At 62.2% G+C, this 21,679-nt stretch carries 19 protein-coding genes; 15 read left to right on the forward strand and 4 right to left on the reverse strand.

Features of this window, described 5'->3' with window-relative positions:
- The first annotated feature begins 12 nt into the window (after positions 1-12).
- The 13 genes from OXR00_RS02910 (at position 13) to OXR00_RS02970 (ending at position 17,746) form a co-directional block, all read left to right on the forward strand.
- Positions 13-4,827 (forward strand): hypothetical protein, encoded by a 4,815-nt coding sequence (locus tag OXR00_RS02910; protein ID WP_267386540.1) that lies wholly within the window; start codon positions 13-15, stop codon positions 4,825-4,827.
- Positions 4,824-7,136, forward strand: a complete 2,313-nt coding sequence (locus OXR00_RS02915; protein ID WP_267386541.1) for a hypothetical protein — start codon at positions 4,824-4,826, stop codon at positions 7,134-7,136. The genes OXR00_RS02910 and OXR00_RS02915 overlap by 4 nt, the downstream gene beginning before the upstream one ends.
- On the forward strand, positions 7,136-7,321 hold the full coding sequence (locus OXR00_RS02920; RefSeq protein WP_267386542.1) for a hypothetical protein: 186 nt from the start codon (positions 7,136-7,138) through the stop codon (positions 7,319-7,321). The genes OXR00_RS02915 and OXR00_RS02920 overlap by 1 nt, the downstream gene beginning before the upstream one ends.
- Positions 7,321-7,911, forward strand: coding sequence for a hypothetical protein (locus OXR00_RS02925; protein ID WP_267386543.1), 591 nt, complete (start codon positions 7,321-7,323; stop codon positions 7,909-7,911). Before OXR00_RS02920 ends, OXR00_RS02925 begins: the two co-directional genes overlap by 1 nt.
- 74 nt (positions 7,912-7,985) lie before the next feature.
- Complete coding sequence (locus tag OXR00_RS02930; protein ID WP_267386544.1) at positions 7,986-10,661, forward strand: cellulase family glycosylhydrolase; 2,676 nt, start codon at positions 7,986-7,988, stop codon at positions 10,659-10,661.
- On the forward strand, positions 10,661-11,071 hold the full coding sequence (locus OXR00_RS02935; protein ID WP_267386545.1) for a hypothetical protein: 411 nt from the start codon (positions 10,661-10,663) through the stop codon (positions 11,069-11,071). The genes OXR00_RS02930 and OXR00_RS02935 overlap by 1 nt, the downstream gene beginning before the upstream one ends.
- Positions 11,056-11,577 carry a hypothetical protein gene (locus OXR00_RS02940; RefSeq protein WP_267386546.1) on the forward strand — a complete coding sequence of 174 codons (522 nt, stop codon included), beginning with the start codon at positions 11,056-11,058 and terminating at the stop codon, positions 11,575-11,577. Before OXR00_RS02935 ends, OXR00_RS02940 begins: the two co-directional genes overlap by 16 nt.
- 15 nt (positions 11,578-11,592) lie before the next feature.
- On the forward strand, positions 11,593-12,036 hold the full coding sequence (locus OXR00_RS02945; RefSeq protein WP_267386547.1) for a glucosaminidase domain-containing protein: 444 nt from the start codon (positions 11,593-11,595) through the stop codon (positions 12,034-12,036).
- Positions 12,029-12,796 carry a hypothetical protein gene (locus OXR00_RS02950; protein WP_267386548.1) on the forward strand — a complete coding sequence of 256 codons (768 nt, stop codon included), beginning with the start codon at positions 12,029-12,031 and terminating at the stop codon, positions 12,794-12,796. Before OXR00_RS02945 ends, OXR00_RS02950 begins: the two co-directional genes overlap by 8 nt.
- A gap of 141 nt (positions 12,797-12,937) precedes the next feature.
- Complete coding sequence (locus OXR00_RS02955) at positions 12,938-13,465, forward strand: hypothetical protein (protein ID WP_267386549.1); 528 nt, start codon at positions 12,938-12,940, stop codon at positions 13,463-13,465.
- Positions 13,465-15,588: a hypothetical protein gene (locus tag OXR00_RS02960; protein WP_267386550.1), complete on the forward strand. Its 2,124-nt coding sequence runs from the start codon at positions 13,465-13,467 to the stop codon at positions 15,586-15,588. Before OXR00_RS02955 ends, OXR00_RS02960 begins: the two co-directional genes overlap by 1 nt.
- Positions 15,589-15,868: 280 nt before the next feature.
- Positions 15,869-16,978, forward strand: a complete 1,110-nt coding sequence (locus OXR00_RS02965; protein ID WP_267386551.1) for a cellulase family glycosylhydrolase — start codon at positions 15,869-15,871, stop codon at positions 16,976-16,978.
- A gap of 129 nt (positions 16,979-17,107) precedes the next feature.
- Positions 17,108-17,746 (forward strand): PEPxxWA-CTERM sorting domain-containing protein, encoded by a 639-nt coding sequence (locus tag OXR00_RS02970; RefSeq protein ID WP_267386552.1) that lies wholly within the window; start codon positions 17,108-17,110, stop codon positions 17,744-17,746.
- Positions 17,747-17,921: 175 nt separating this feature from the next.
- Here OXR00_RS02970 and OXR00_RS02975 read toward each other — a convergent pair whose 3' ends face one another.
- Entirely contained in the window at positions 17,922-18,521 is a 600-nt protein-coding gene (locus tag OXR00_RS02975; protein ID WP_267386553.1) for an FxDxF family PEP-CTERM protein, read from the reverse strand.
- 381 nt (positions 18,522-18,902) lie between these two features.
- Here OXR00_RS02975 and OXR00_RS02980 point away from each other — a divergent pair, with 381 nt between their 5' ends.
- The gene (locus OXR00_RS02980) at positions 18,903-19,193 is read left to right on the forward strand and encodes a hypothetical protein (protein ID WP_267386554.1); all 291 of its coding nucleotides are present in this window, start codon (positions 18,903-18,905) and stop codon (positions 19,191-19,193) included.
- A gap of 99 nt (positions 19,194-19,292) precedes the next feature.
- Here OXR00_RS02980 and OXR00_RS02985 read toward each other — a convergent pair whose 3' ends face one another.
- The 3 genes from OXR00_RS02985 to OXR00_RS02995 form a co-directional block, all read right to left on the reverse strand.
- Entirely contained in the window at positions 19,293-19,925 is a 633-nt protein-coding gene (locus tag OXR00_RS02985; RefSeq protein ID WP_267386555.1) for an SOS response-associated peptidase family protein, read from the reverse strand.
- Positions 19,925-20,116: a hypothetical protein gene (locus tag OXR00_RS02990; RefSeq protein ID WP_267386556.1), complete on the reverse strand. Its 192-nt coding sequence runs from the start codon at positions 20,114-20,116 to the stop codon at positions 19,925-19,927. The genes OXR00_RS02985 and OXR00_RS02990 overlap by 1 nt, the downstream gene beginning before the upstream one ends.
- A 197-nt stretch (positions 20,117-20,313) precedes the next feature.
- A complete protein-coding gene (locus tag OXR00_RS02995; RefSeq protein ID WP_267386557.1) occupies positions 20,314-20,502 on the reverse strand; it encodes a hypothetical protein in 189 nt (62 codons plus the stop codon).
- Between the two features lie 414 nt (positions 20,503-20,916).
- Between OXR00_RS02995 and OXR00_RS03000 the strand changes: the two genes are divergently transcribed.
- Positions 20,917-21,252: a PilZ domain-containing protein gene (locus OXR00_RS03000; protein ID WP_242154852.1), complete on the forward strand. Its 336-nt coding sequence runs from the start codon at positions 20,917-20,919 to the stop codon at positions 21,250-21,252.
- Positions 21,253-21,679: the final 427 nt, after the last annotated feature.

Below are 21,679 nucleotides of genomic sequence, written 5' to 3' on the forward strand. Positions count from 1 at the left end.
AGGGCAGTGACGATGGAAGACGGCTCTCCCGCACTCGAAATCGGCTTCGCAATCGACAGCGGAACCTCGGCCCAGCAGCTCGAACAGTTGGCCCAGGTGATGCAGACGCTTGAAGCTCGGATCCTGCGCGATGCGCAGAGCATCGAAAGCTCAACGACTGGCATGGTGAGGCTCGGGGGTGCGACGGCCGGCGTGGATGCGTTCGCCTCCTCGACGACCTCCGCTTTCAATCGCGCTGAAAAGGCGGCCGAGCAAATGACCTTCCGCCTGAAGGAGCAGGCGGAAACTTTCGGCATGACGCGCGCGGCTGCTGCCGCTTGGCGCGCCGAGCAGGTCGGCGCAACCGATGCCGCAAGAGCGCTGACCGCCGCAGAGGCGTCGCTCAACGCACTGCGCCGGGCAAGCGCCTCGCAGATCACTGCGACTGCGAGCGCGACGGCGGGTCTGACGTCGGGGATGGCGGGGATGGCCCGCACCACGCAGGGCGCGCAGATCGAGTTCCTCGAAATGACGCACATTGCGCGGAACCTGACGGAGCAGATCGCAACCGGCGTCAGCCCGTTCCGCGCCCTGGCGATGGAGTCGGGACGGTTGATGACCGCCATTCAGTACGGCGGCGCTGGCGTCGGCGGCTTTATCAAGCAGTTCGCCGGCCTGCTGGGCATCATCAAGATTGTCGAAAACGCAGAACTTGCTGCGGCAGCAGCCACTGCGGCCAGCCAGGCTGCATCGATCAACGCCGTGGCGGAGAAAGCCAAGGGTGCAATTGCGGCTGCTGGCGCTGAAATCGAGCTTGCGCTTGCCGGTCAGCGCGTGGCCACGACGGACGCCGAGAATACGGTTGCCGCGGCTCGCCTCGCCGCAGCGCGTGAGGCTGAAACGGCAGCGACCGCCCAGTTGGTCATTGCTGAGAACGCGCTTGCCGTGGCGCAGGGCCGCGCGACGGAAGCCGCAACGGCATCGGCAGCTGCCACCAGGACGGTTGTCGGTGCGACGACAGCTGTTCTTGCGCCTTTGGCCGTCGTCGCCGGGGTAGCCTTCGGAGCGATCAAGCAGTTCCAAACGCAGGTCAAAGACAGCGGCGAGCTGACCCGCTTTCGTGATGGCCTTGGTCTCACGCACAAAGAGATGCTTCAGCTCACCGACGGGGTCGACAAGGCCGAAGGTAAGATCAAGAAGCTGACCGATGTCACCGTCACGGTGGGTGACGTCATGGCGGGCCTGTGGAAAACTATTCAGGACGGCGCGGACACCGGCGGAACTTGGGACGCAATCAAAAGCGGCGCAGCAACGGCTTTCCACTATGTCCTAGAGGCATGGAACATCACATCTGCCGGTATCACCGCAGGCATCTACGGCACGTTCAATGCGGTTAAGACCGTCTGGAGCAGCTTCCCAGCCGTGTTCGGCGACCTCTTCGTTCAAGGCGTAAACCTCGCGATCGAGGCGCTGAACAAGCTGGTCAAGTCGGGCGTCGACCAGCTGAACAGCCTGATCACGACGGTCAACAAGGTTCCTGGCGTCAACCTTGGCCAAGTGAGCGCGCCGCAAGTCAGCCCGCTCGACAATGCGAATGCAGGCGCGGCGGCAAAGGCGGCGAAGTCGATCGGTGACGGCTACAAGCAGGCCTACTCAGACGCCCGAAAAGCCGATGCGGCTTTCTGGGCGCAAGTCGGCACGAACGCGAAGCAGCATGCCAAGGATCGTATGTCGGCTGAAGCGCAGGCGCTGAAGGACAACGAGACGCCGAAGAAGGCGAAGAAGCAGAGCGACCACGGCCTCGCCGATTCGCTTGCGCAGCTCGACGTTCAGATCAAAGGCCAGTGGGCATTGGCGGAGGCCTATCAGGTCAGCGATGCCGCGGCGATCAAGGCGGAAGCGCTTCAGAAGGCCGAAGAGCAGGCGATCAAGCACAAAGGCGACACCGCGCTCTACTATGAGAAGGAGCTTGCGCTCGCTGTCGCCAAATCGGCCTCCGATGCCGCCAAGCACATCGCCGACCTCTCTGCGCAAGCTGGCGCCCAGAAATCGGTGAACGATGCCGTGGCGGCCGGCGTCCTCCCGGCCTCGCAGATGTCCAAGGCTCTTCAGGAGGCGACCGAGAAGCGGCAGCTGCTTTCTGCGATTGCGATCGCGCAGGAAAATGGCTGGACTGATCAGGTCACCAAGCTGCGCGGCGAGCTGGCCAAGCTGGCGACGACGCAGGCCGGAGCAAACGCCGAAGCGGAACGTGCTCAGGTTCTGACATCGACGGCCGCCGGCGCCGATCAGATCGCACGCCTCCAGCTCGAAGCGCAACTCATCGGAGCGACGAACGCCGCGCGCGCGGTCGCTATCGCCCAGCTTGAGGCGAAGCAGTATCTCGACGCGCACCCAGGTGCGTCCGACAAGGAGGCGCAGGCCTATGTCGAAGGCCAGATGCGCGTCGCGAAGCTGACGGCTGACAATGCGACGGCGCAGGAGACGTACAACAAGTCGCTGTCGTACACTGCCGATCTGATGAGCCTCCTTAGCGATCGGGCACAGACGATCGCGACGACGCTCTCCAGCGCCTTCGGCAACCTCGGCTCCGGGCTAGGCCAGGCGATGACCGCGATGAGCAGCTATGCTGCGCAGCAGGCGAAGCTGGATAAGGATCACCAAGCGGCGCTTCAGGCCGGTCTGTCGGATCAGAAGGAAGTCGACCTCTACCGACAGGCCTCCCAGAACAATCAGCTTGCCGGGACAGCGCAGCTCGTCGGCGGCCTGAAGTCTATGTTCGCCGAACATAGCGCTGGCTATCAGGCGATGGCGGCAGCGGAAAAAGCGTTCGCGATCATCCAGGCGATCAGCACGATCAAGAGCGTCGCCGCCGGAGCCGCCAAGATGTTCAGCCAGCTCGGCATCTTCGCATTTCCGGCGATTGCCGCGATGGTCGCCCTAATGGCCGGGTTCGGCTTCGGCGGCGGCACCAGCACGCAGACAGCCCCGACCTCATCGAAGGACTTGCAGAGTGCCGCTGGCACCGGAACGGTGCTGGGATCGCCAGACGACAAGAGCGCCAGCATCGCGAACAGTCTGGCGCTTGTGGCGAAGAATACCAGCGGAAACCTTCAGTATAGCAACCAGATGCTCGTCTCGCTCAAGTCGATCGACGCCTCGATCGGCGCGTTGGCGGCGACGGTGGCGAAGCAGATCAACGTGTCGGGATCGCTTTACGACACCTCGAAGCTCAATATCGGCTCGTCGGGCAGCGCCGGCTTCCTCGGCCTCTTCTCGTCGTCGACCACGCGCACGCTGTACGATGCCGGGATCACCCTAGCCGCGAACATGGTCGGCAACATCGTCGCCAACGGGATTTCGGGTCAGACCTACCAGATCGTGCAGCAGGTGAAGAAGTCGAGCGGCTTCCTTGGAATCGGCGGCGGCACGAAGACCAGCTATTCAACCACCAGCGGCGCGCTTCCGACGGACATCACCCAGTCGATCCAGAGCGTCATCGGCGCGCTGGAGACAGGGATCGTCACGGCGGCCGGCTCGATCGGCATCACCGGCGCCAAGGCTATGCTCGACAACTTCAACGTCAGCATCGGCAAGGTGTCGTTCAACGGCTTGGACGCCAAGGGCATCGAGGATCAGCTGAACGCGATCTTCTCGACCGTTGGCGATCAGATGACCGCTGCTGTGCTGCCGGGCATCGCGAAGTTCCAGAAGGTCGGTGAGGGCCTCTTCGAAACGCTTGCACGGGTCGCGTCCACCGTCGTCGCGGTTGAGGCTGAGTTCCAGAAGCTCGGGCGCACCAGCACCTCGATGAGCATCGACGTCGACATGGGGGTGGCTGGCATGTTCGACAGCGTCAGCGACTTCACGACCGCCGCGGACGCCTATTTCAAGACGTATTACAGCACCGCCGAGCAGACGGCTGCGCAGACGTCAGAGATGGCGCAGGTGTTCGCAAGCCTGAACCTTGCGATGCCGAACACGCTGATGGGCTTCCGGTCGCTTGTCGAAGCGCAGGATCTCACCACGGCTTCCGGCCAGCAGGCCTATGCGACGTTGCTCAAGATCGCCCCGGCCTTCGCGGACCTGCAAACGGCACTGAGCGGCGCGAAGTCGGCGGCGGACACGCTCAGCGAGCAGCAGGGCCTGATGAACCAGCTCTGGCAGCTTCAGGGCAACACCGCCGCGATCCGCGCCGCTCAGCTCGCTCAACTCGATCCGAGCAACCGCGCGCTACAGGAGCAGGTTTGGGCGATCTCCGATGCTCAGGACGCCGCCAAGGCCGCCGCAGACCTCGCATCGGCATGGTCGTCGGTCGGCGACAGCATCAAGACCGAGATTGATCGCATCCGTGGGCTGAGCAGCACCGACGGCGACGGCAGCTTCGCCTCGCTCATGGGCCAGTTCAACGCGGCCACCACGGCAGCGCGGAGCGGCGATCAGGATGCGGCGAAGAACCTGCCCGGTCTCTCGCAGTCGCTGCTCACCGCCGCCGCCAACGCGGCCACCAGCCGGCAGGAACTGGACCGCATCCAGGCGCAGACCGCCGCCAGCCTTGAGGCGACCTATGGCGTGGTGACGGCGCTGGCGAAGGGCGGCACCGCTCCGACCTCGGACACGCTGGCGGCAGCAGCTACCGCGTCGCAGGCGTCGAGCACGCCGGCGGCGGCAAACGACGACGTGGCCGACAAGATCGACGCGCTTCGTGCCGAACTTGCGGGTCTGCGCGCGGACGTGAACGCGGGCAACGCGACGATCGCCGGCAACACCGGCAAGGTCGCCAAGATCCTCGACAATGTGACGGCGCCGAGCGGCGGCGAGGCTGTCACCGTGGCGTCTGCGGCATGAGGATCGTCGCAGGCGACCTCACCGCTGAGCTTGGCGACGTGGAGACCGCGCCCACGGTTGGCATCGTCGATTACAGCCGACGGGTGACCGACGACTTCGGCGTCACCACCGTCGTGCAGCGGGGCTTCTCGCGCACGCTGTCGGTGCGCCTCGGCCTTCCATTCGACACGGTCGATCTGGTTCAACAGACCCTCGCCACGGTGCGCGCAACCCCTGCCCGATGGATCGCCGACGATCGGTTCGCCTGGCTGAGCCCGACCGGGTTCTTCAAAGACTTCGACATCGACTTGTCGGTGCCGCCGCTGAGCTATTGCACGCTGACCGTGGAAGGGTTCGCCGAGACCGAGACCCTTGCCGATCCCGGCGGCGACCCGGCCTTGGACGGCTCGGTGTCGACCTTGCGGCTGCTTCAGCCGGCCGAGGTCACCGACGCGGTGCTCGTCAACAGCAGCGTTGCCGAGACCGACGCGCCGGAATGGGCGGCAGCGACGGTATATCCGCTCGGCGCGCGTATCATGAAGGCGGCATCGCATCGGCTGTACGAGAGCTTGGTTGCTGGCAACACCGGCAACGATCCGACGGCGGCGGCAACGACGCAATGGCTCGACGTCGGGCCGACGAGCCGCTGGGCGATGTTCGACCAGGCGCTCGGCACCACCACGGATGCGAACGGTTCAATCGTCGTCACCCTCGCCGCTGGGGCTGTCACGGCGGTGGCGTTGCTCGACACGATCGGCGCGACCGCGCGCGTGCAGGCGCCCGGCTATGACGTCACCACGGCGATCGGCGCCGGCGCGACGACCTTCCTCGATCTGCCCGGCGGCAATGGACAGGTCACCGTCACGATCACCGGCGACGGCGCTGTATCGTGCGGCACGCTCCTGATCGGCCAGGTCGTCGACCTCGGCGTCACCGAGGCGTCGCCGGGTGCCGGCATCACGGATTACAGCCGCAAGGACATCGACGACTTCGGTGCAGTCACCATCGTGCAGCGCGCATGGGCCAAGCGGATGACCGCGAAGGCGCTGATCCGCACGGACGCCGTCGATCTCGTCGCGAACCGCATCGCCTCCGTTCGTGCCCAGCCCTCGCTGTGGATCGGACAGGCCGGCGTCGACAGCCTAACCGTGTACGGGTTCTTCAAAGACTTCTCGATCGAGGTAAGCGAGACCACCAGCAAGCTGTCGCTGTCGATCGAGGGCTTGAGCACGGCGGCCAAGATCGCGCCGCTCGCCACGTCGGTCAGCTGGCCGGACGTGACCGACCCAACGGGAACCAAGCCAGACGACAACGCGGACGTCACCGGGAACAACACGTCCAAGGATACGCATGCGGTTGGCGGCAGGCCTGCGGACGATCTTCTCAGCACGCTCGACAAGTCTTCGACAGACGCACTCTTCGCGTCAATCTTCACGACCAACAAGGGCGCTGAACTCGACGCGCTGAAGAACCTGCAAGATGGCTCGGCGCTGACGGTGCAGATCAACGATCTCGTCGAGACGGTCAGCGGCCCTGATGCCAACGGCAAGCAGTCGCTGAGCGTCCTCGGCGCCACGCAGCCGGACGGCAAAGGCGGTCTGATATTTGTCGTGAGCAGGAGCACGGCTCTAGGCACCCCCGATCAGGTCATCGGGCAGATCCTAGACCAGATCATCGGGCAGGTTGGCGGTCACGAGCAGACGCTCACGTTCCTGCGGGAAGTCGTGACAGGGCAGGACGGTTCGGCAGTGCTTCGCGGCGTTTTCGAGCTGAACGAAGATGGCGTCACAACTGGCATCTACAACACCCTGACGAATGCTCGCAGCGACCTGGTTTTCCAGACGGATCAACTCCGGATCACGAGCAAGGATGGTAGCGGCAAAGTCTACGATTGGCTCGATATTTCAGACGGTATCGTCAAGATACCGGAAGCTGAAATCGCTGTTATTCGACCCGGCACGCGTGGCACCACTGGCGTGCCGACGATCATTACCAACCTGAACCGCTACGGTGGCAAGGGCGGTAGCGTAAACGATGAGCTGCTTAGCGGCACGGTGACGCTGTACGGTCCCGGCACCGTCGACGTGGCGGCGGTGTGCAACTTTGATCGCAACGGCGCGAATCCTTGGTCGATCTGGGTCGAGATCGATGGCGTCGCCGGGCCTCCAGCTAACGGCATCGGGTCCAAGCAGGACACGGTGCCGCTCCTTTGGGCGCGCTTCATGCCAAACCCCGGAACCTACACCGTCCGCGTCGTCGGCAACATCGATTCCGCCGACACGGTCGACAATCGGACGATGCGCGCATTTGCGCTTCATGGAGTGAGCTGATGCCCGCTGTGGTATTCTATCAGGCAGACACAGGCGTGATCGACGGTATCGGTGACATGCCCGAGCAGGAGGCGATCCGCACAAAGCGGCCCTACCTGATCGTTGACGCCCCAGATGCAAGCTACGCGATCAAGTACCGCGTCGAGGACGGCAAGCTCGTCCCGGCGCAGGGGGGGCAAGGCTGATGGCCGTCACTCAGGACGATCTCAACGCGGCGATCCAGAAGCTCAACCAGCTGATCGCGGACTTCGGCACCAAACTCGGCGCGTGGGCCGCTGGCGTTGCTGGCGGCGGGCCAAACAGCGATGGCAAATACCCGCTCCCAATTTCCCTCGGCGCATACACGCTGGTCGCATGCCCCGCTCAACAGGCGGTGGACAGCCAGAAGATGACCGTTGCCAACGGCGGAACGATTCAGGTCGGGCAGACTGCCGGGTACAACGCCGAGGGCAATTACCAGTACACGTTCAAGGCGAGTGACACCGGCAAGGTGTTCATCATGCTGTCGAACGCGGGCGGCTCAAACGATATCCTGCTGTTGCTGCCGGACAATCTGCCAGCTGGCTGGAATGTTGCCGTCATTCAATACAGCGACAATCGGCTGCGTTTTCGCAAGGCAAATGACCTGACGAACACGACAAACTCGAATCTGCGCAACCGCCAAAACTTCTACGCGACGGCGGGCAAAGGGTCTCTGGCGATAGCTGTGTGCGAAAGCATCAACTCGGCCAAGGCAAACAACTTCTTCACGATCGCCGGGGACGTTGCAGCATGACTGGCATGTGGCCGATATTCTTGGGTGCGGCTATCAAGCCGCAGGACGTCAAGCCGACGTGGATCATGGAGCGCATGACGTCCCAGATCACCAACGAGGGCGATCCGATCACGGTGCAGCTGCGCGGCTTTAACATGGTGCCGAACATGCGCTGCGTCATCTGGTTTACGGATCCGCTCGCGCCGTCCGGCAACTGGGAAAACGACTGGTTCAACGTCATCAGCGCCGAGTGCGCGGCGAAAGGTGGCATCACATGCCAGCGTCTGCCGCTCGACGCGAAGCAGCCCGCTGGCCCGCCGACCGGCAAGGGCTACCTCGACGTGCTGTTCACGCTGACCTCGGCATACGTTCCGGGCACGCTGTACAATTTCACGAACGCGACGCGGCGTAACCGCGCCGACAATCAAGATCTTGTACTGCCCGACAAGACGATGGGCCGCGACGTCCAGATCCTGTTGCGCACAATTCCCTCGCAGCAGGGCGGCGTCGCGGCCGACGGCCTGATCAGTCAGAAGGGTGGGTCGTACAACTATGTGCGCGATACCTCACGCACCCCGGCTGGATTGCCATCAATCCAGGTCCAGAGTCTCGGCGCAGGGGGCGGGCCGCTGGTCTACACGATCAAGAAGGGCGACGGCTTCCGCATCCAGATCGTCGGCTACAACGTCGTGCCTGGGACGGTGCTCAAGATCTACGCGGCGAACGATGCGCAGTCATCAAACGACGGCACGACGCCCAGCCTGAGGCAGATCATTCCGGGAGCGGCGGCCAAGGCTGGCTGCGTGGGGGTGGTAAAGGCGTGGACGCCGGCGACGTCCGCCCAGTGGTTCAACGGCGGGAACATCACATTCCCGGACGGCTATGTTTCCGGCACGCCAATCATAATGGACTTCATCGCGACCCAGGACTTCAACCCCGGCCCGCCGAAGAACATCTATTATCTGTCGTCGATCCTGCTGGAAGGCGACGTGATCGCCTACGGCGGCGTGGCAAACTTCGCCGGCAACTGGGATGCGAACACGATCTACAAGCAAAACGACTGGGTCTACTACACGCCGACCGGCCGCAAGTTCTTCTACAAGGCGAAGCTGTCTACCAAAGGAATGTCCCCGCCGACCGATAGCGGACAGACATACGATACCGACTACTGGCAGGAGTATTTCCCAACCGCCCTGTCAGGTAATTCGAACTCGCACACGATCATTGACCTTCCGCCGCGCTACTGGGAACTGCGCGCGACCGCTGACGACACGAACATCACGTACACGATCCAAGGCCCAGACCACTCGGATAGCACGGTGGCTTTCACCAGCACCGGTGCCCCGCCGGGGTTCGATGCCGCGCTACAGCAGGCCATCAGCGCCAGCGGGTTCATGACGCTGACGAACGGCCGCCTGGCGACGACGAACACCATCCAGGCTCAAGGTGCGGTAACCTTCACCGTACCATTCGCCGGGTCTGGCAAGCACAGCCTGCGCCTGACCGACCTGCAAGGCACCACGAACAGCTACATCATCATCGGTGACGCGTGCGTGTTCCTGACGCCGATGGTGTCGGATACCGTTGCGAACCTGTACGGCTGGAACGCATCGGGCGGCGAGTTCGGCGATCTCTACACGCCGAACTACACGAGCGATAAGCCCGCCGCGACCTGGGGCAACGCGCCGCCTGGCAGCTTCATGATGTACAACGGCGGGCGCTATTACTACCCGTCCAAGCCGGAAGAGGCTGACCCCGCCAACCAGCACCAGCAGATGGATTATTTCTATCGCAACGGTGCGCGCTACATGCGGCTGCCTTTCAAAATCCAGCGGCTGCAACGCGTCCCGTTCGGCGACCTGTACTATGGCGACCCGCTGCCGTTCGCCAAGTTCGCGAGCCAAGATATGCGGCGCGTGATCGAGGTGGCCCGCTACTGGCTGTCGCTACCGGGCACCCGCATCATGTTCGACGGCCACGTATTTGGAGAGCGATACGTGAACCTCCAGCTCGTTGATGGCGTCATGTCGGTGGACACGAGCCGGTATCAATTCGACAACCCTTTAGCCGAGGCGACCCCGGCCTCGCTGGTCGACTTCTGGACCAAGTTCGTGCCGACGATGATCGAGGCGATCGGCCCGGTCGGCTGGGACATTGATCCGGTGAACGAGCCCAAGGACGTCGGCTCAACCGTCGCGCCCGCCTACTGGGCAGCGACGATGCAGTGGATCACCAACGCGATCCGCGCGCGCACCGGCTTCACCGGCATCATCCACCGCGAAGCCACCGAATACGCCTCGGCGCAAAACTTCAACAAGAACGGCAACGCCGACGCCAACCTGTTGAGCTACGACCCAGGCCGCAACATGGTGTTTCACGTCCACGGCTATAACGACAAGGATGCGTCGGGGACGTCCGGTACGTGCGTGGCAGGCGCCGGGAAGAGCCGGATCACCGACATCACGAACTGGGCCAAGGCGAACGGCTTTACGCGCGCGAACGGCTATGGCCTGTTTCTCGGCGAGACGGCGGCAGGCTCACCGACGGTTCAAGGGCAGGAAAGCTGCGGCCCGCTTATCACCGGCGAACTGCAATACCTGCTCGATAACGCTGACGTATGGCTCGGCTTCTGCTGGTGGGCGTCGGGCTTTGGGGCGAGCTATCCCTTCTCGCTCGACCCAAGCAACGGCAACTACCTCTCGCCGGTCGACACCCCGAACCTGTCGATGGTGTCGGGCTACTGGAAAACCGGCAACAAGGTAGCGACGTGATGGCACCAAGCGACGTCTTTGGTCAGCTCGCAGCGGGACTTCGTATTGACCTCACGCTGCTCGCAGTCATGAGCCTGCTAACCATCGGAAAATGGGCACCGGACGCCCTCACCGATGCGCGACGTATGACCGCGCAGAAGCTGAATAACCGAGCATGGTTCATGCTCGGCTGGTCGGTCATTTCCTATTCACCTGCTCATGCCAGCTGGCTGATGGGTCACCCGCTTCCGCACCTGATTAGCAAGGCCATGGATGCAGTCGCATCCGGGCTGGCCTGCGCCACGTTCATTCAACTGATCGCCTATCGCGGACTGATGCGCGGTCTAACATGGGAAAGGGTGCGACATGGCATGCGCGTCAACGTCGGTATCCTGTTTGCCGTCGTTGGTGCGGCATGGCTGACCCGGTAGGCGCGCTCTCCGACTGGATCGCCCGCAATGCCCCGATAATGGTAGGCCTCGGCATTGGTACCGCCGCAAAGTACGGCCTCACATTGTCTGAGGGCCGCAAGCTTAACGTGCGCTCCCTCGTCGCCGACATGCTGTTGCTCGGGATGCTTGGCCTGCTTGCGGTCACCATAGCCGACTGGTGCAACCTGACCGGCAACGCGCGCGTGCTCGTCGGAGCCCTATCCGCTGTTTCATCTGACCGCCTGGTGCGCCTCGCGCGCGATCGTTTCATGAAAAAGGTCGAGAGCGACTTGGGCGCTACGATCAAGACCGCGCCGTCCATCGCTGCGCGAGTGCCTGCTGGTATCGGCGAACCGGATTCGGTCGCAATCATGCCCGGCGCGGCGGACAGTAAAACAGCTCGAACGGGAGCGGCGCTTCGCGAAGCCTATCGCACCAGCATTAGCCGGCGGCCCCCGGCCGACCAGATTGATGCGCTGCGCGATCTCGACGACCCCGACACCTAACCAGGAGACATCGGCATGAGCACGCAACCGCCCGCCTGGGCGATCGACGCTGCGCGCCTGACGCAGAAGCGTTGGAATATCCCGGCGAGCGTCCAGCTCGCCCAGTTCGCGCTGGAGAGCGCCTGGGGCAAAGCCACCAGCGGGCCGCACAACTACTTCGGCATGAAGGCGCTGACCGGCCAGCCGCAGATCACCATCCCCACGCATGAGGTCTACAAAGGCGTGCGCTTGCTGGTGCAGCAGTCGTTCCGCGCCTTCGCCTCCGACGTGGAAGCGTTCGACGCACACGGCAAGCTGCTTGCGACGGCCGGGGCCTATGCCAAGGCGCGGATGAAGCTGCCCGACCCTTTCGCCTTCGCAGCCGCGCTTACCGGCATCTACGCGACCGACCCGAATTACGGTGCCTCGATCGCCGCGGTGATCCGTGGCTCCAGCCTGACGGCATACGATCATGGCTGACGAGACAGCCACGACGCCGATCGTCGTCGACCCGAGCGCGGTCAAGATCCAGATCAAGGGCCAAGTCCGCATCATCCTCGCAGCCCTCGCCGGCGCGCTGATCGGCCGACACGTCCTGCCGTCATGGCTCGGCAGCGATACCGTACTGGATGCCCTGTCCGCGCTGGTGATGATTGCGATTGCCTCGGTCTGGCAGTGGGCACGTGTCCGGCTTCAGCACAGCCGGCTTTGGCAGCTGGCAATCAACCCCCGCGTACCTGCCGACCTCGCGCGCCCGGCCGCGCCAGCCGCTGCCCCGGTGCCCGACGCCGCGCCGCTCCCTGATCCCGTTCCTACGCCGGCCCCGGCCGGCAACCTGCTCACCCAAGGAGAAGACCCCGTGACGCTCAAGACCTTCCTCATCGAAGCTGAAGACACAGCCATCGCCGCGCTCAAGGCGGCTGGCCATCTCATCGAGTCCTTCGCCGTTACCGAATGCCAGAAGCTCGTCGCCCAGGCGAAGACGCTGCCGGTCGGCACAATAGCGATGAACATTGTGTCCGCGCTGGAAAGCCACGACGCGAGCGGGCCTGAGAAGATGGTGGCCCTGATCGGAGCCGTTACCCCTGCCCTGTCGATCCTGAGTACGTCGGACGGCTTGAAGGGGCTGGAAACCTCGGTGGAGGATTTCGCTAAGGAATTCGGCCAGTCGGTGTTCAACGACTTCCGCGCTGCCTCCGCGCCGCTGCTGCTCACCACCGAGCAGAAGGTCGCGGCATAAGCCTCTGACGAATAACGGGCGCGACGGTCTCAACCCTCGCGCCCGCTCTCTACGCCGACAAGGCTGTCCCGAGGGCAAGCCGACCTGCAGCTGCTCTGGCAGCTGCGTGTGAACATCCAGTAAATTTCCAAAGGATCTGACATGCTGAACCTGCTCCGTCGTGCGGGCGCCCTAGCGCTCGCCTGCATCCTGCTCGCCTCGCCGACCGCGCCCGCACTGGCGCAGTCGCGGATCGTCACGCCGAACGCCTCGGTGATTGGCCTCCCCGGGCCGTTCCCGTTCGACGGCAGCGAGTGGATGAACTTCCGTCAGTCGCGGGAGGCTGTCACCGCACCGATCACGACGGTTCTGGCGCAGGTGGGCGTCCGGCAGACACCCACGACCGTTACTGCATCGACGCTCGCGATCCCGAACGACCCGTCTCAGTTTTTCCTGATGAACAGCACGTCTGCGCAGGTGGTCACCATTCCGTCGGGCCTGACGCGGTGGGCGGTCGGTAACACGATCACCATCGTGCAGCTCGGCACCGGCGCGGTGTCGATCGCGGCCGGCTCGGGCGCAACGATCTACAAGCGTTCGACAACGTTCAACTCTGCCGGCGTCAACAGCATCATCACACTCGTCAACGTCGGTCCCGACACGTGGATCGCGGCGGGAGGGCTCAACTGATGGTTGGCAGCATCGGCTCGATCGGGAGCAACATCCTATCAAGCCTGCTAGGACTGATTACCGGCGGGGCGGGAGGCGGCACCCCCACCCCGACGCCCTCGCCGGCCTTCACGCAAGCGCCTTCGATCAGCCCAGGCAGCGGCGTGGCCGGAACGACAACCTTCACGGCGACAGATGGCATTGTGTCGAATGGCTCGGTGACCGCACGACGTTGGCTGCTTGGCGGTACGGCGATCGGCACCGGCACGGTTGTCGTTCCGCAGGTGGCGGGTAGCTTGGTGCTTGAGAACACCGCGACCGGCACCAATGGCAGCACGATCACAAGCACGTCCGCGGCTGTGACGGTGGGGGCCGCGCAATCGCCGACCGTCACGATTTCCGGGGCGCAGTCTAAGTCGGAGGGTAATAGCGGTGCGACCCTGTATACCTATACCGTCACCCGATCGGTCGCAGCCGGCGCGGTGGCTGTTCCGTGGTCCTTCACGGCGGGCAACACCAGTGCAGACGATTTCACTGGTGGGACATACCCGGCTGGCGGGTCGGTCGCACTCGCCGATGGACAGGCCAGCGGCACGTTCTCGATCAGTGTCAACGGCGATACCGTCGTCGAGGGCGACGAGACGTTCACCGTGCTGATCTCAACGCCGGCCGGCTACGTCGCGGGAGCAGCTACCAGTGCGACGGGCACGATCCTAAATGACGACGTCGCCGCTGGCGCATTGCCAGCGTCGGTCCTGATCGTTGCCGAGGGCGACAGCATCACGACCGGTTTGCAGGGCACCGGCGGGATCACCTCGTATGTCGATCAGGTGATGAACGCCAACCCGTTCCAGCTGCCCGGTTACGCTGCGGGCAACACCGGCTCGACCACATACCAATATCGCAAGGTGTCGCAGAGTGGCGAGACCGCGCTCAGCATGGCGAATGGTTACAATGGCACTGGCGGCTCCGCCATTCTCGCGCCGGGCGCAGGCCCGGCAGGCGGCGCAGGCGGTCAAGGCATCGGTGCGGGACCGTCCTATGACTCCACCAAAGCCATGAACATCGTCACGATGCACGCCGGCACGAACGACAATACGATCAGCGCGGAATATCAGATCTACCGCGCGCTCCGCTCATATCAGCGGCAGGCTCGTGCAACCGGCTATCAGCGGAGCATCGGCAGCACGATCATCTCGCGCACGAACGTCACGTACACCTCAACGGATACGGGCGTTGATCATAACTTCGACGGCAATACCGCGCCAATCAACCTTGCGATCCGCGCCTATTGGAGCAGCGATCTAGGCTACGATTACCTGTGCGATTACGCGGCCGACCCTGCATACGACACACAGGCACACTACGCTCCGAACACCCCGGATGGCACGCACCCGAGTAATGCTGGATATGCGCGGATGGCGGCGATCTATCAGACTGGATTGCAGGCGGTCATCAATCAGGCCACCCGAACCCCTCGTGTCCAGGGCTTGACCTTCTCCAAATACGACGTGGGTGGCAACGGGCAGCTGTCGTCGGATCTCAAGACCTTCTCCGTCACCACCACAGGCAATACATCTTCGATGGTGCGCGGCTTGCCGCGAATGCCGGTAGGATCGGGTAAGTGGTATTGGGAAATCATCACTAACAGCAACGGCCCCAACCAAATCGGCCTCTGTACTGAAGCGTTCGAGCCGTACATTTACGCAAAGAATGGTAGTCTTGTTAATGCTATCAATTCAGGCGGTCTCGCCATCGCCGCTTGGGGCGATATCGTGCAGTTCAACAACACGATCCTCAACGGCGGCACTTACTATCCGCAAAATGGCGATATCGTGCAGTACTGCTTCGATGCCGACACTGGGCTGCTATGGTTCCGTACCTTCAAGGCAGCGACCGGCACCTATACCAACTGGAACGGATCGGCGACGGCAGACCCGGCGACGCTCACCGGCGGTATCGACATCCGTACCGGCAAGCTCGGCAGCGTCTCGATCAGCCCCGCCGCCCACTGCGGCAGCGCTTCGGCGGGTGTCACCTCGCGCTTTGCCTCGGCAGAGCAGACGCTGCGCTACGCTGCGATTTCAGGTGCCAACGGCGGTCCGAACTTCCGTTCGTTCGATACCGCTACGGTGCCGGGCTGATACTCGGCACCGAAAGGATCTACATCACGTCTTGGCACGAGGCGCACCGGGTAGTCTGGAACGCATCGTCGTCACCGCACACAACGCAGATGCCTAAGCTCTCCCGCCGCTTTTCTTCAGCGACGCGCTCCCGGTAGTCAACTTCGCACTTTGCACACCACTTGGAAATTGCGGCTGTGGCGCGGAGGGGCAGGAGGAAAGCGTCGCGAAATGTGAACATTTCCTAAAAATCGGTCCGCTGACGGTTAGTACAGGTGATATTCTCACCTCCGGGAAGGCGGTGCAGAGCACGCCGGAGGGCGGCATTATCACGTGCGTCAATGGCACTTGCCCGAACCGCATGGGGCGCGGCAATTTCACCATGTCCGGTGGTGCGACGAAGCTGAAGGTGTTGACGAAGCCGAAGGTCGGCTACTCGAAAGACAACGGATTCACCTATCAGGTGCTTGACGGAACGCCCGGCGTAGTTGCGCCGGCCGCGCCGGTGCTGACCACGCAACCCGCACTGCCCATAGCCTCTACGCCGCTCTACGGCATAAACGTGTCAGGTGGCGAGTTCGCCAACATGGACAGCGGACAATTCCTGCCGACGCCGGCGGATCTCGATGCCTATTTTGCAGTCGGCTACCGCATGTTCCGCATCCCGGTAAAGTTCGTGCAGTTCGACAACTCCGCGCCGAAGCTGAACGCGCTGGCAACCGAGTGCATCAAGCTGGGAACGCCGTGCGTGTTCGAGAACCACTCCTACGCGTGGCCTGCGCCGGCCGTACAAGTCGCCCAGGTGGTGAAAGCCGATAGCGTTCTGCCGAAGTCGTCGCTGATCCAGTATGGATTGCAGAACGAACCGAACTTCAAGGATTGGGATCAGTGGGCGAAGGATGCACAGGCGATCGTCACGGGCGTTCGTACTGCCGGCGTCACCCGCTTCCTGTGGCTTGACTATCCCGGTTCCAGTGGCGCGCAGCGCTTCGACAAGGGCGACCGCGCTCCAAAGGCTTGCGCCTCGGTCGCATGCGCAATGTCGAAACTACCGGGCGGCACGATTGTCGATCCGATCCGGAAGACCGGTCTTGATATTCATCGTTACTTCGACAGCAACGGCTCCGGTTCGAGCATGAACTGCGACAAGTATGTAATGCTCGCCTCGGCCGCACGCGCTGCCGTACCGTTCGGCATGCCGGTCCTGTACGGCGAGTACGCGTTCGGTAGCGACTCTCACATGAAGGACACTTGCGCCGCGCTTGCGCCCTCGATCATGGCCGAGATCAAGGCTTCGCCGAACCTGTACGGCGTAACGCTTTGGGGCGGTGGCACGCGCTGGGGCAGCTACATGTTTCGCGCGCTGCCGAACTCCGCGTCTCCGTATATCAAGATGACGACGGGTCACTGACCCGCGCTGCCGTCAGCTTTGATACATCGCCAGCAGCGCCATTGCCTTCAGTTCAGATTCACGTCAGCCTCCTGTTAACCAATTCCGAGTCGCAAGGTGAGCACGGAAGCGGATAATAGGGAGGCTAGTATGAAAGTGACCGAACTATCTGTTAGTGGCGTGTGCGCTGCCATCTTGCTTGTAGCCGCTCCGGCGGCTGCCAATGCGGCGCTCTATAGTTTCAACTACAGCGGTGTCGTGGCGCAAACCAGTTTTCCAGATCCCGACCCGGATTACCCGGCCTCACCTGACATACATGTCGGCGATAAGTTTTTCGGTGCATTTTCTATTGATACGAACTTTATCGGGGATGATGGGCAGGGAACCGCTGAAGCCCCTCTCAGCTCAATATCCTTCAACCTGCCAAGGGTTGGCTACACTGAGAACTTCGAAGGGCCACTCGGCGAGGCTTATAGCTCCCTGTCGGACGGCAGCACGTCAATCATCGGTGGTCGACCTGACTTCGGGCGTCAGCTGTCGATCGATCTGAACCTTGGCGCCAGCAATAGCTTCGATCCGAGTCGTCTGTTTGGCAAGAGCGGTGCCTTCACGTTCTCGGACAACTACTTCGGCGGCTTCCAAGTTCAAGGGATCGCGAATATAGCAGCGATCTCGTCCGTACCCGAGCCCGCAACTTGGGCGATGATGATCGTCGGCCTCGGTCTTGCAGGTGCCGCCGCTCGTCGGCGCCGGCAAAAGGTCAGCACGGGAGTATCGTACGCTCTATAAACCGCTGCGACGAACCTGCGACATTAAGAGCCTTCGGGCATCGGCCCGGGCGCTCTTTTTACCTCAATCGCGTTCGCATCGTCGCGTGATGACTGCACTCCGTTGCCGTTGTTCCGCGATACGAAAAGGGCCACCGGTTACCCGGCGGCCCTCTCGTTTCATTAGGCTGTAAAGATTATGCGAAAGCGACCTTCGTCGACTTGCGACGATAGCGCATCGCAGCGCCCATGCCGACGAAGCCGAGGATCATCATGCCCCAGGTCGCCGTCTCCGGAACCGAAGGTGTGAAGCTCAGGCTGCCGCCGTACGAACCGTTGCCGCGCGACAGGCCGTTGATAACGATTGAGTTCATGCCGCCAGGGAGCGCCACGCCCGCGGAGGAGGCAAACTCAACGATCCCGTTAAACGACTTCGTGATAGCGGCAGCGGTGCCGTTGATCAGAACCGACGTGAAATCCAGATCGGTCGCGTTGTGGAACTTAGCGGCGACGGTCGTCACCGTACCACCGCCCACACCGCTGGTTGGCAACAGGAAGTTGAAAGTGTCGGTGAAGTTGCCCTTGGACATAACTGTGTTGCCAAAGCTAGCGGAGATCGGGCCGCGATAGGACGCGTCTACATTACCCGGGGTCACGATGAAGCTAGCCTTCGGGGCAAGCTTCGAGGTGCCGGTTACAACGCAATCACCTGGCTCGCAGGTGACGTTTGCATAGGCCGGAGCGGCAACAACGGTGGCCGCCGCTAGCGCGGCGATAGTCGTGATCATCTTGTTCATGTGTATTCCCTTTGCCAGCAAGACGAGTGCTCTTCGCCATCGGAGAGCTCCACAACCCGCAGATGCAGTGTCGCTAACGGGGCCATAAAAATATGTACACATCGTTAACCATAACTGGGTACCCGTTATGGGTCTGAGGGGTTTCTCAAGGTGATCAGCTTCGCTAGGCGACCCCTCGTCAGCTAGGACGAACCGCTTGAACGCGGTTGCCAGGCCGAGGCATTTCCCTTGTCTCGGCCTGGTTTTCGTCCTCAATGTTCCCCGAAGGCACCAGAGGTTCAGTTCGAGCGGCTGACGGAGGCAGGACTGATGGAGCGTCGCCTGCTGCTACGTTGAACGAATCACTTTCCTACAGTTCTGCTTTCGTTCTCATGTGCAGCTATGCCAAGCCGCTACGATACCACGAACGTCAACGTCGCGCTTCAGGTGCTGCGGGCAATCGTGCCGTCGTCGCAAGTTCAAGGCGACCCTACGTCCCTGCGCTTGGCACTACGGGTCATATTAACGCACATCACCGACTGCCCTGCCCTCGTCGAGTTCTGGACGATCGCGACCAACAAGCATCGGCTTGCGCATCAGGCCTGCATCCAGCCCTATCTGGCGATCGTCGCACGCCTCAAGCAGGCCGGGTTTGCGATTGACGCGGAGAACGACCTGCACTCGGGGCGCTAGCCGGTCGTCCAATTCCTGTTATAGTGAAACAAGCCGACTGCGATCCCCAAGACGTTGACGGTCAGAGTCGGGTGGGCTTCCAGCCTACCCGGCTCGCTTTCACTTGATCCCATCTCTCGTCGGGAACACCGGACCCCGCACAGTCATCTTCTCGGCGGAATAGGGCCGCTGAAGCGCAACCACCTCGTCATAGCTGCCGCGCAGCCACGTATCGACGTCCTCAGGCTCAAGGATCGTGATCATCGCCTTGGGGTGGATCGGCGCGACCAGCTCGTTCGGATCGCACGTCACCATCGTGAAGCACTTCCCCTCCTTTGTCCGCTGCCAGAAGCCGGCGACGGGGAAGACGGGCTGGTCCGTCACTTGGAACCACATTTCGCCTTTGAGCGGCTTCTTGCCGTCGCCCAGATCGACGGGCTCAGGCGTCCACTCGCAGAACTCCGTCAGCGGGATGATGCAGCGGTTCTCTGGGTTCGCCGCGAGTGCGCGCCATTGCTTTAGGCCGAGCTGGCGGACGTTCGTCATTGGCCACGCCGCGCCGCCTCCAAGCACATCCCACAGCATGACGTCCCATGCACGCTCACCGTCCCACTCGCGGATAACGTAGTTTCGTGATTTCGGGCGCAGCTCGCGCGGATCAAAGCGGTTGTCGCGCGGCCGCTCGTCGAATAACTGGGATGCGGAGCCCCACAGGGCCTCCGGCTCATGGCTCATGCGAGCGCGGTTGCACATCAGATGTCGTTCGAAGGCATGGCGTGAAAAGGTAGTTCCTCCGCGCTTACAACCTCTGCCGCAGCCACTAGCCCAAACTGCTCATTATTGATTACGAAGCGCTCGAAATCAGCCCCACTGGATACGCACAACATCGTCACGAGGAGCTGCGCGATCTCCGTAGCATCGCGTCTTGGCGGCAGGTCATGCATGACGTTGTTCTTGGAGCAGCCCTCAGAACTAACGTCAGGCTGCCTCTTGTGAAGCAAAACGTCAACATCAAGTACCACACGAAGCTTCATTGCGCCCCAGCCCTTTCGCCTCTGAAGGTGATAGCGCTCGATAAACACGGCAGTCCATCTACTTCGCGATGAATGCTGTCGCACGCGCAGCGGAAAGTCTAGCTGTCTCAGTGCACTGCCCTGCGCTGTCGAAGCACATCGAGCCGATCGATGATCTCCATGAACCGCGCCACTCCCGCTTCGTCACCGTCGGCGCCCAACTGCGTGATGCGCTCAATCACCCAGTCGTGCGCACCGTCGCCGTGGATTTGCTCGATCGCAAGTGCCTCGGCCCAGCGTTCTTCGTCATGCGTCATGCGCTACCTGCATCACTCCCTCCGATCAGGGCCAAGATGGTGCGGGTGGGTCCGCATTGCTCCGGCCTGCCGTGCTTGGGATCGCTGCCGGATGATCCCATTCTCGTCAAATCGCTGCGGTCGTTGGCAAGCCTAGGTATTAACCGCACTTCTCCACCAAACGTTATCGTTCTCGTGGCAAAGTTCATTCAACAAGAGAATAGGAAGAGGGTGCGATGCTGGAGCGTTATGCTTCGGATCGTGAATTCATTTTCGACGTGCGGAGCAGGAGCGCCAATTGGCGCGCCGCTCGACTGCGGAGAAAGCGAAACAGATCCATATCACGTTGAGCAACTTGCACGAGATGATGCGTCATGACCTTTCCGATTAGGTGATCGTCAGAGCGCAAGAAATTCACCGAGCCGGAGCGCCTCTATGATCGGATCTACGGCTGCGCAATATGGCGGCAGCGCATCTTTCGACGAGCGCCGTGCGGAGCGTCATCAGCTCCGTCTGACCCGAACGGCTACTACATCGCTAATCGGCGACTTCGTGGTAATTCTTTCTAACTTATCGAGAACCGGTGTTCTTATTGAAACGCCCGTGAAATTACGCCCCGGTTCCGCCGTCGCGATAACAATTGACGGCGCAATGATCTTCGTTGGTGCTGTCACCTGGTGTGGCTACGGCTTCGCGGGACTTGAGTTTGCAAATCCGGTTCTAAATGAAGTTGTCGACTACATCGTCGCGATCAGCAAGCGAGCGCATTGAGGCTTTTCGCCTTTTTCTCTCCCCCGCCCACCGCTCGGCTCCTGCGGGGGTGGGGGAGACGATACGGTGCGCGGGTAATCGGGCGTTATTACATTTAGCGCGACCCGGCGGGATACAGTGGGTGAACAGACGCAGAAAATGTGATAATTGACGTTGAAAACACTGGCGTTCCACTCGACTGTTAATCGAACGTCCCGCCTCACCCCCACGAAGCTCCATGGAGGCGGTCACAGCGCACCGAACTGCATAAAGGGCTGATCGCCTTTGACGTAGAGCGGGTGGCGCGGGTGCAACGGGCGGGGCCATCTGGACCTCAACAACTATGAATCAATAACGACCGCAATCCGGCCGGTAAGCCCGGCCGCGCCTTACCTAGGCGGCAAGCGCAACCTTTCACGGCGCCTTGTCGACCTCATCGGTGCAATAC

Origin of the sequence: Sphingomonas sp. GC_Shp_3 (genome assembly GCF_026540945.1) — a bacterium.
In the GTDB taxonomy this organism is placed as follows: domain Bacteria; phylum Pseudomonadota; class Alphaproteobacteria; order Sphingomonadales; family Sphingomonadaceae; genus Sphingomonas.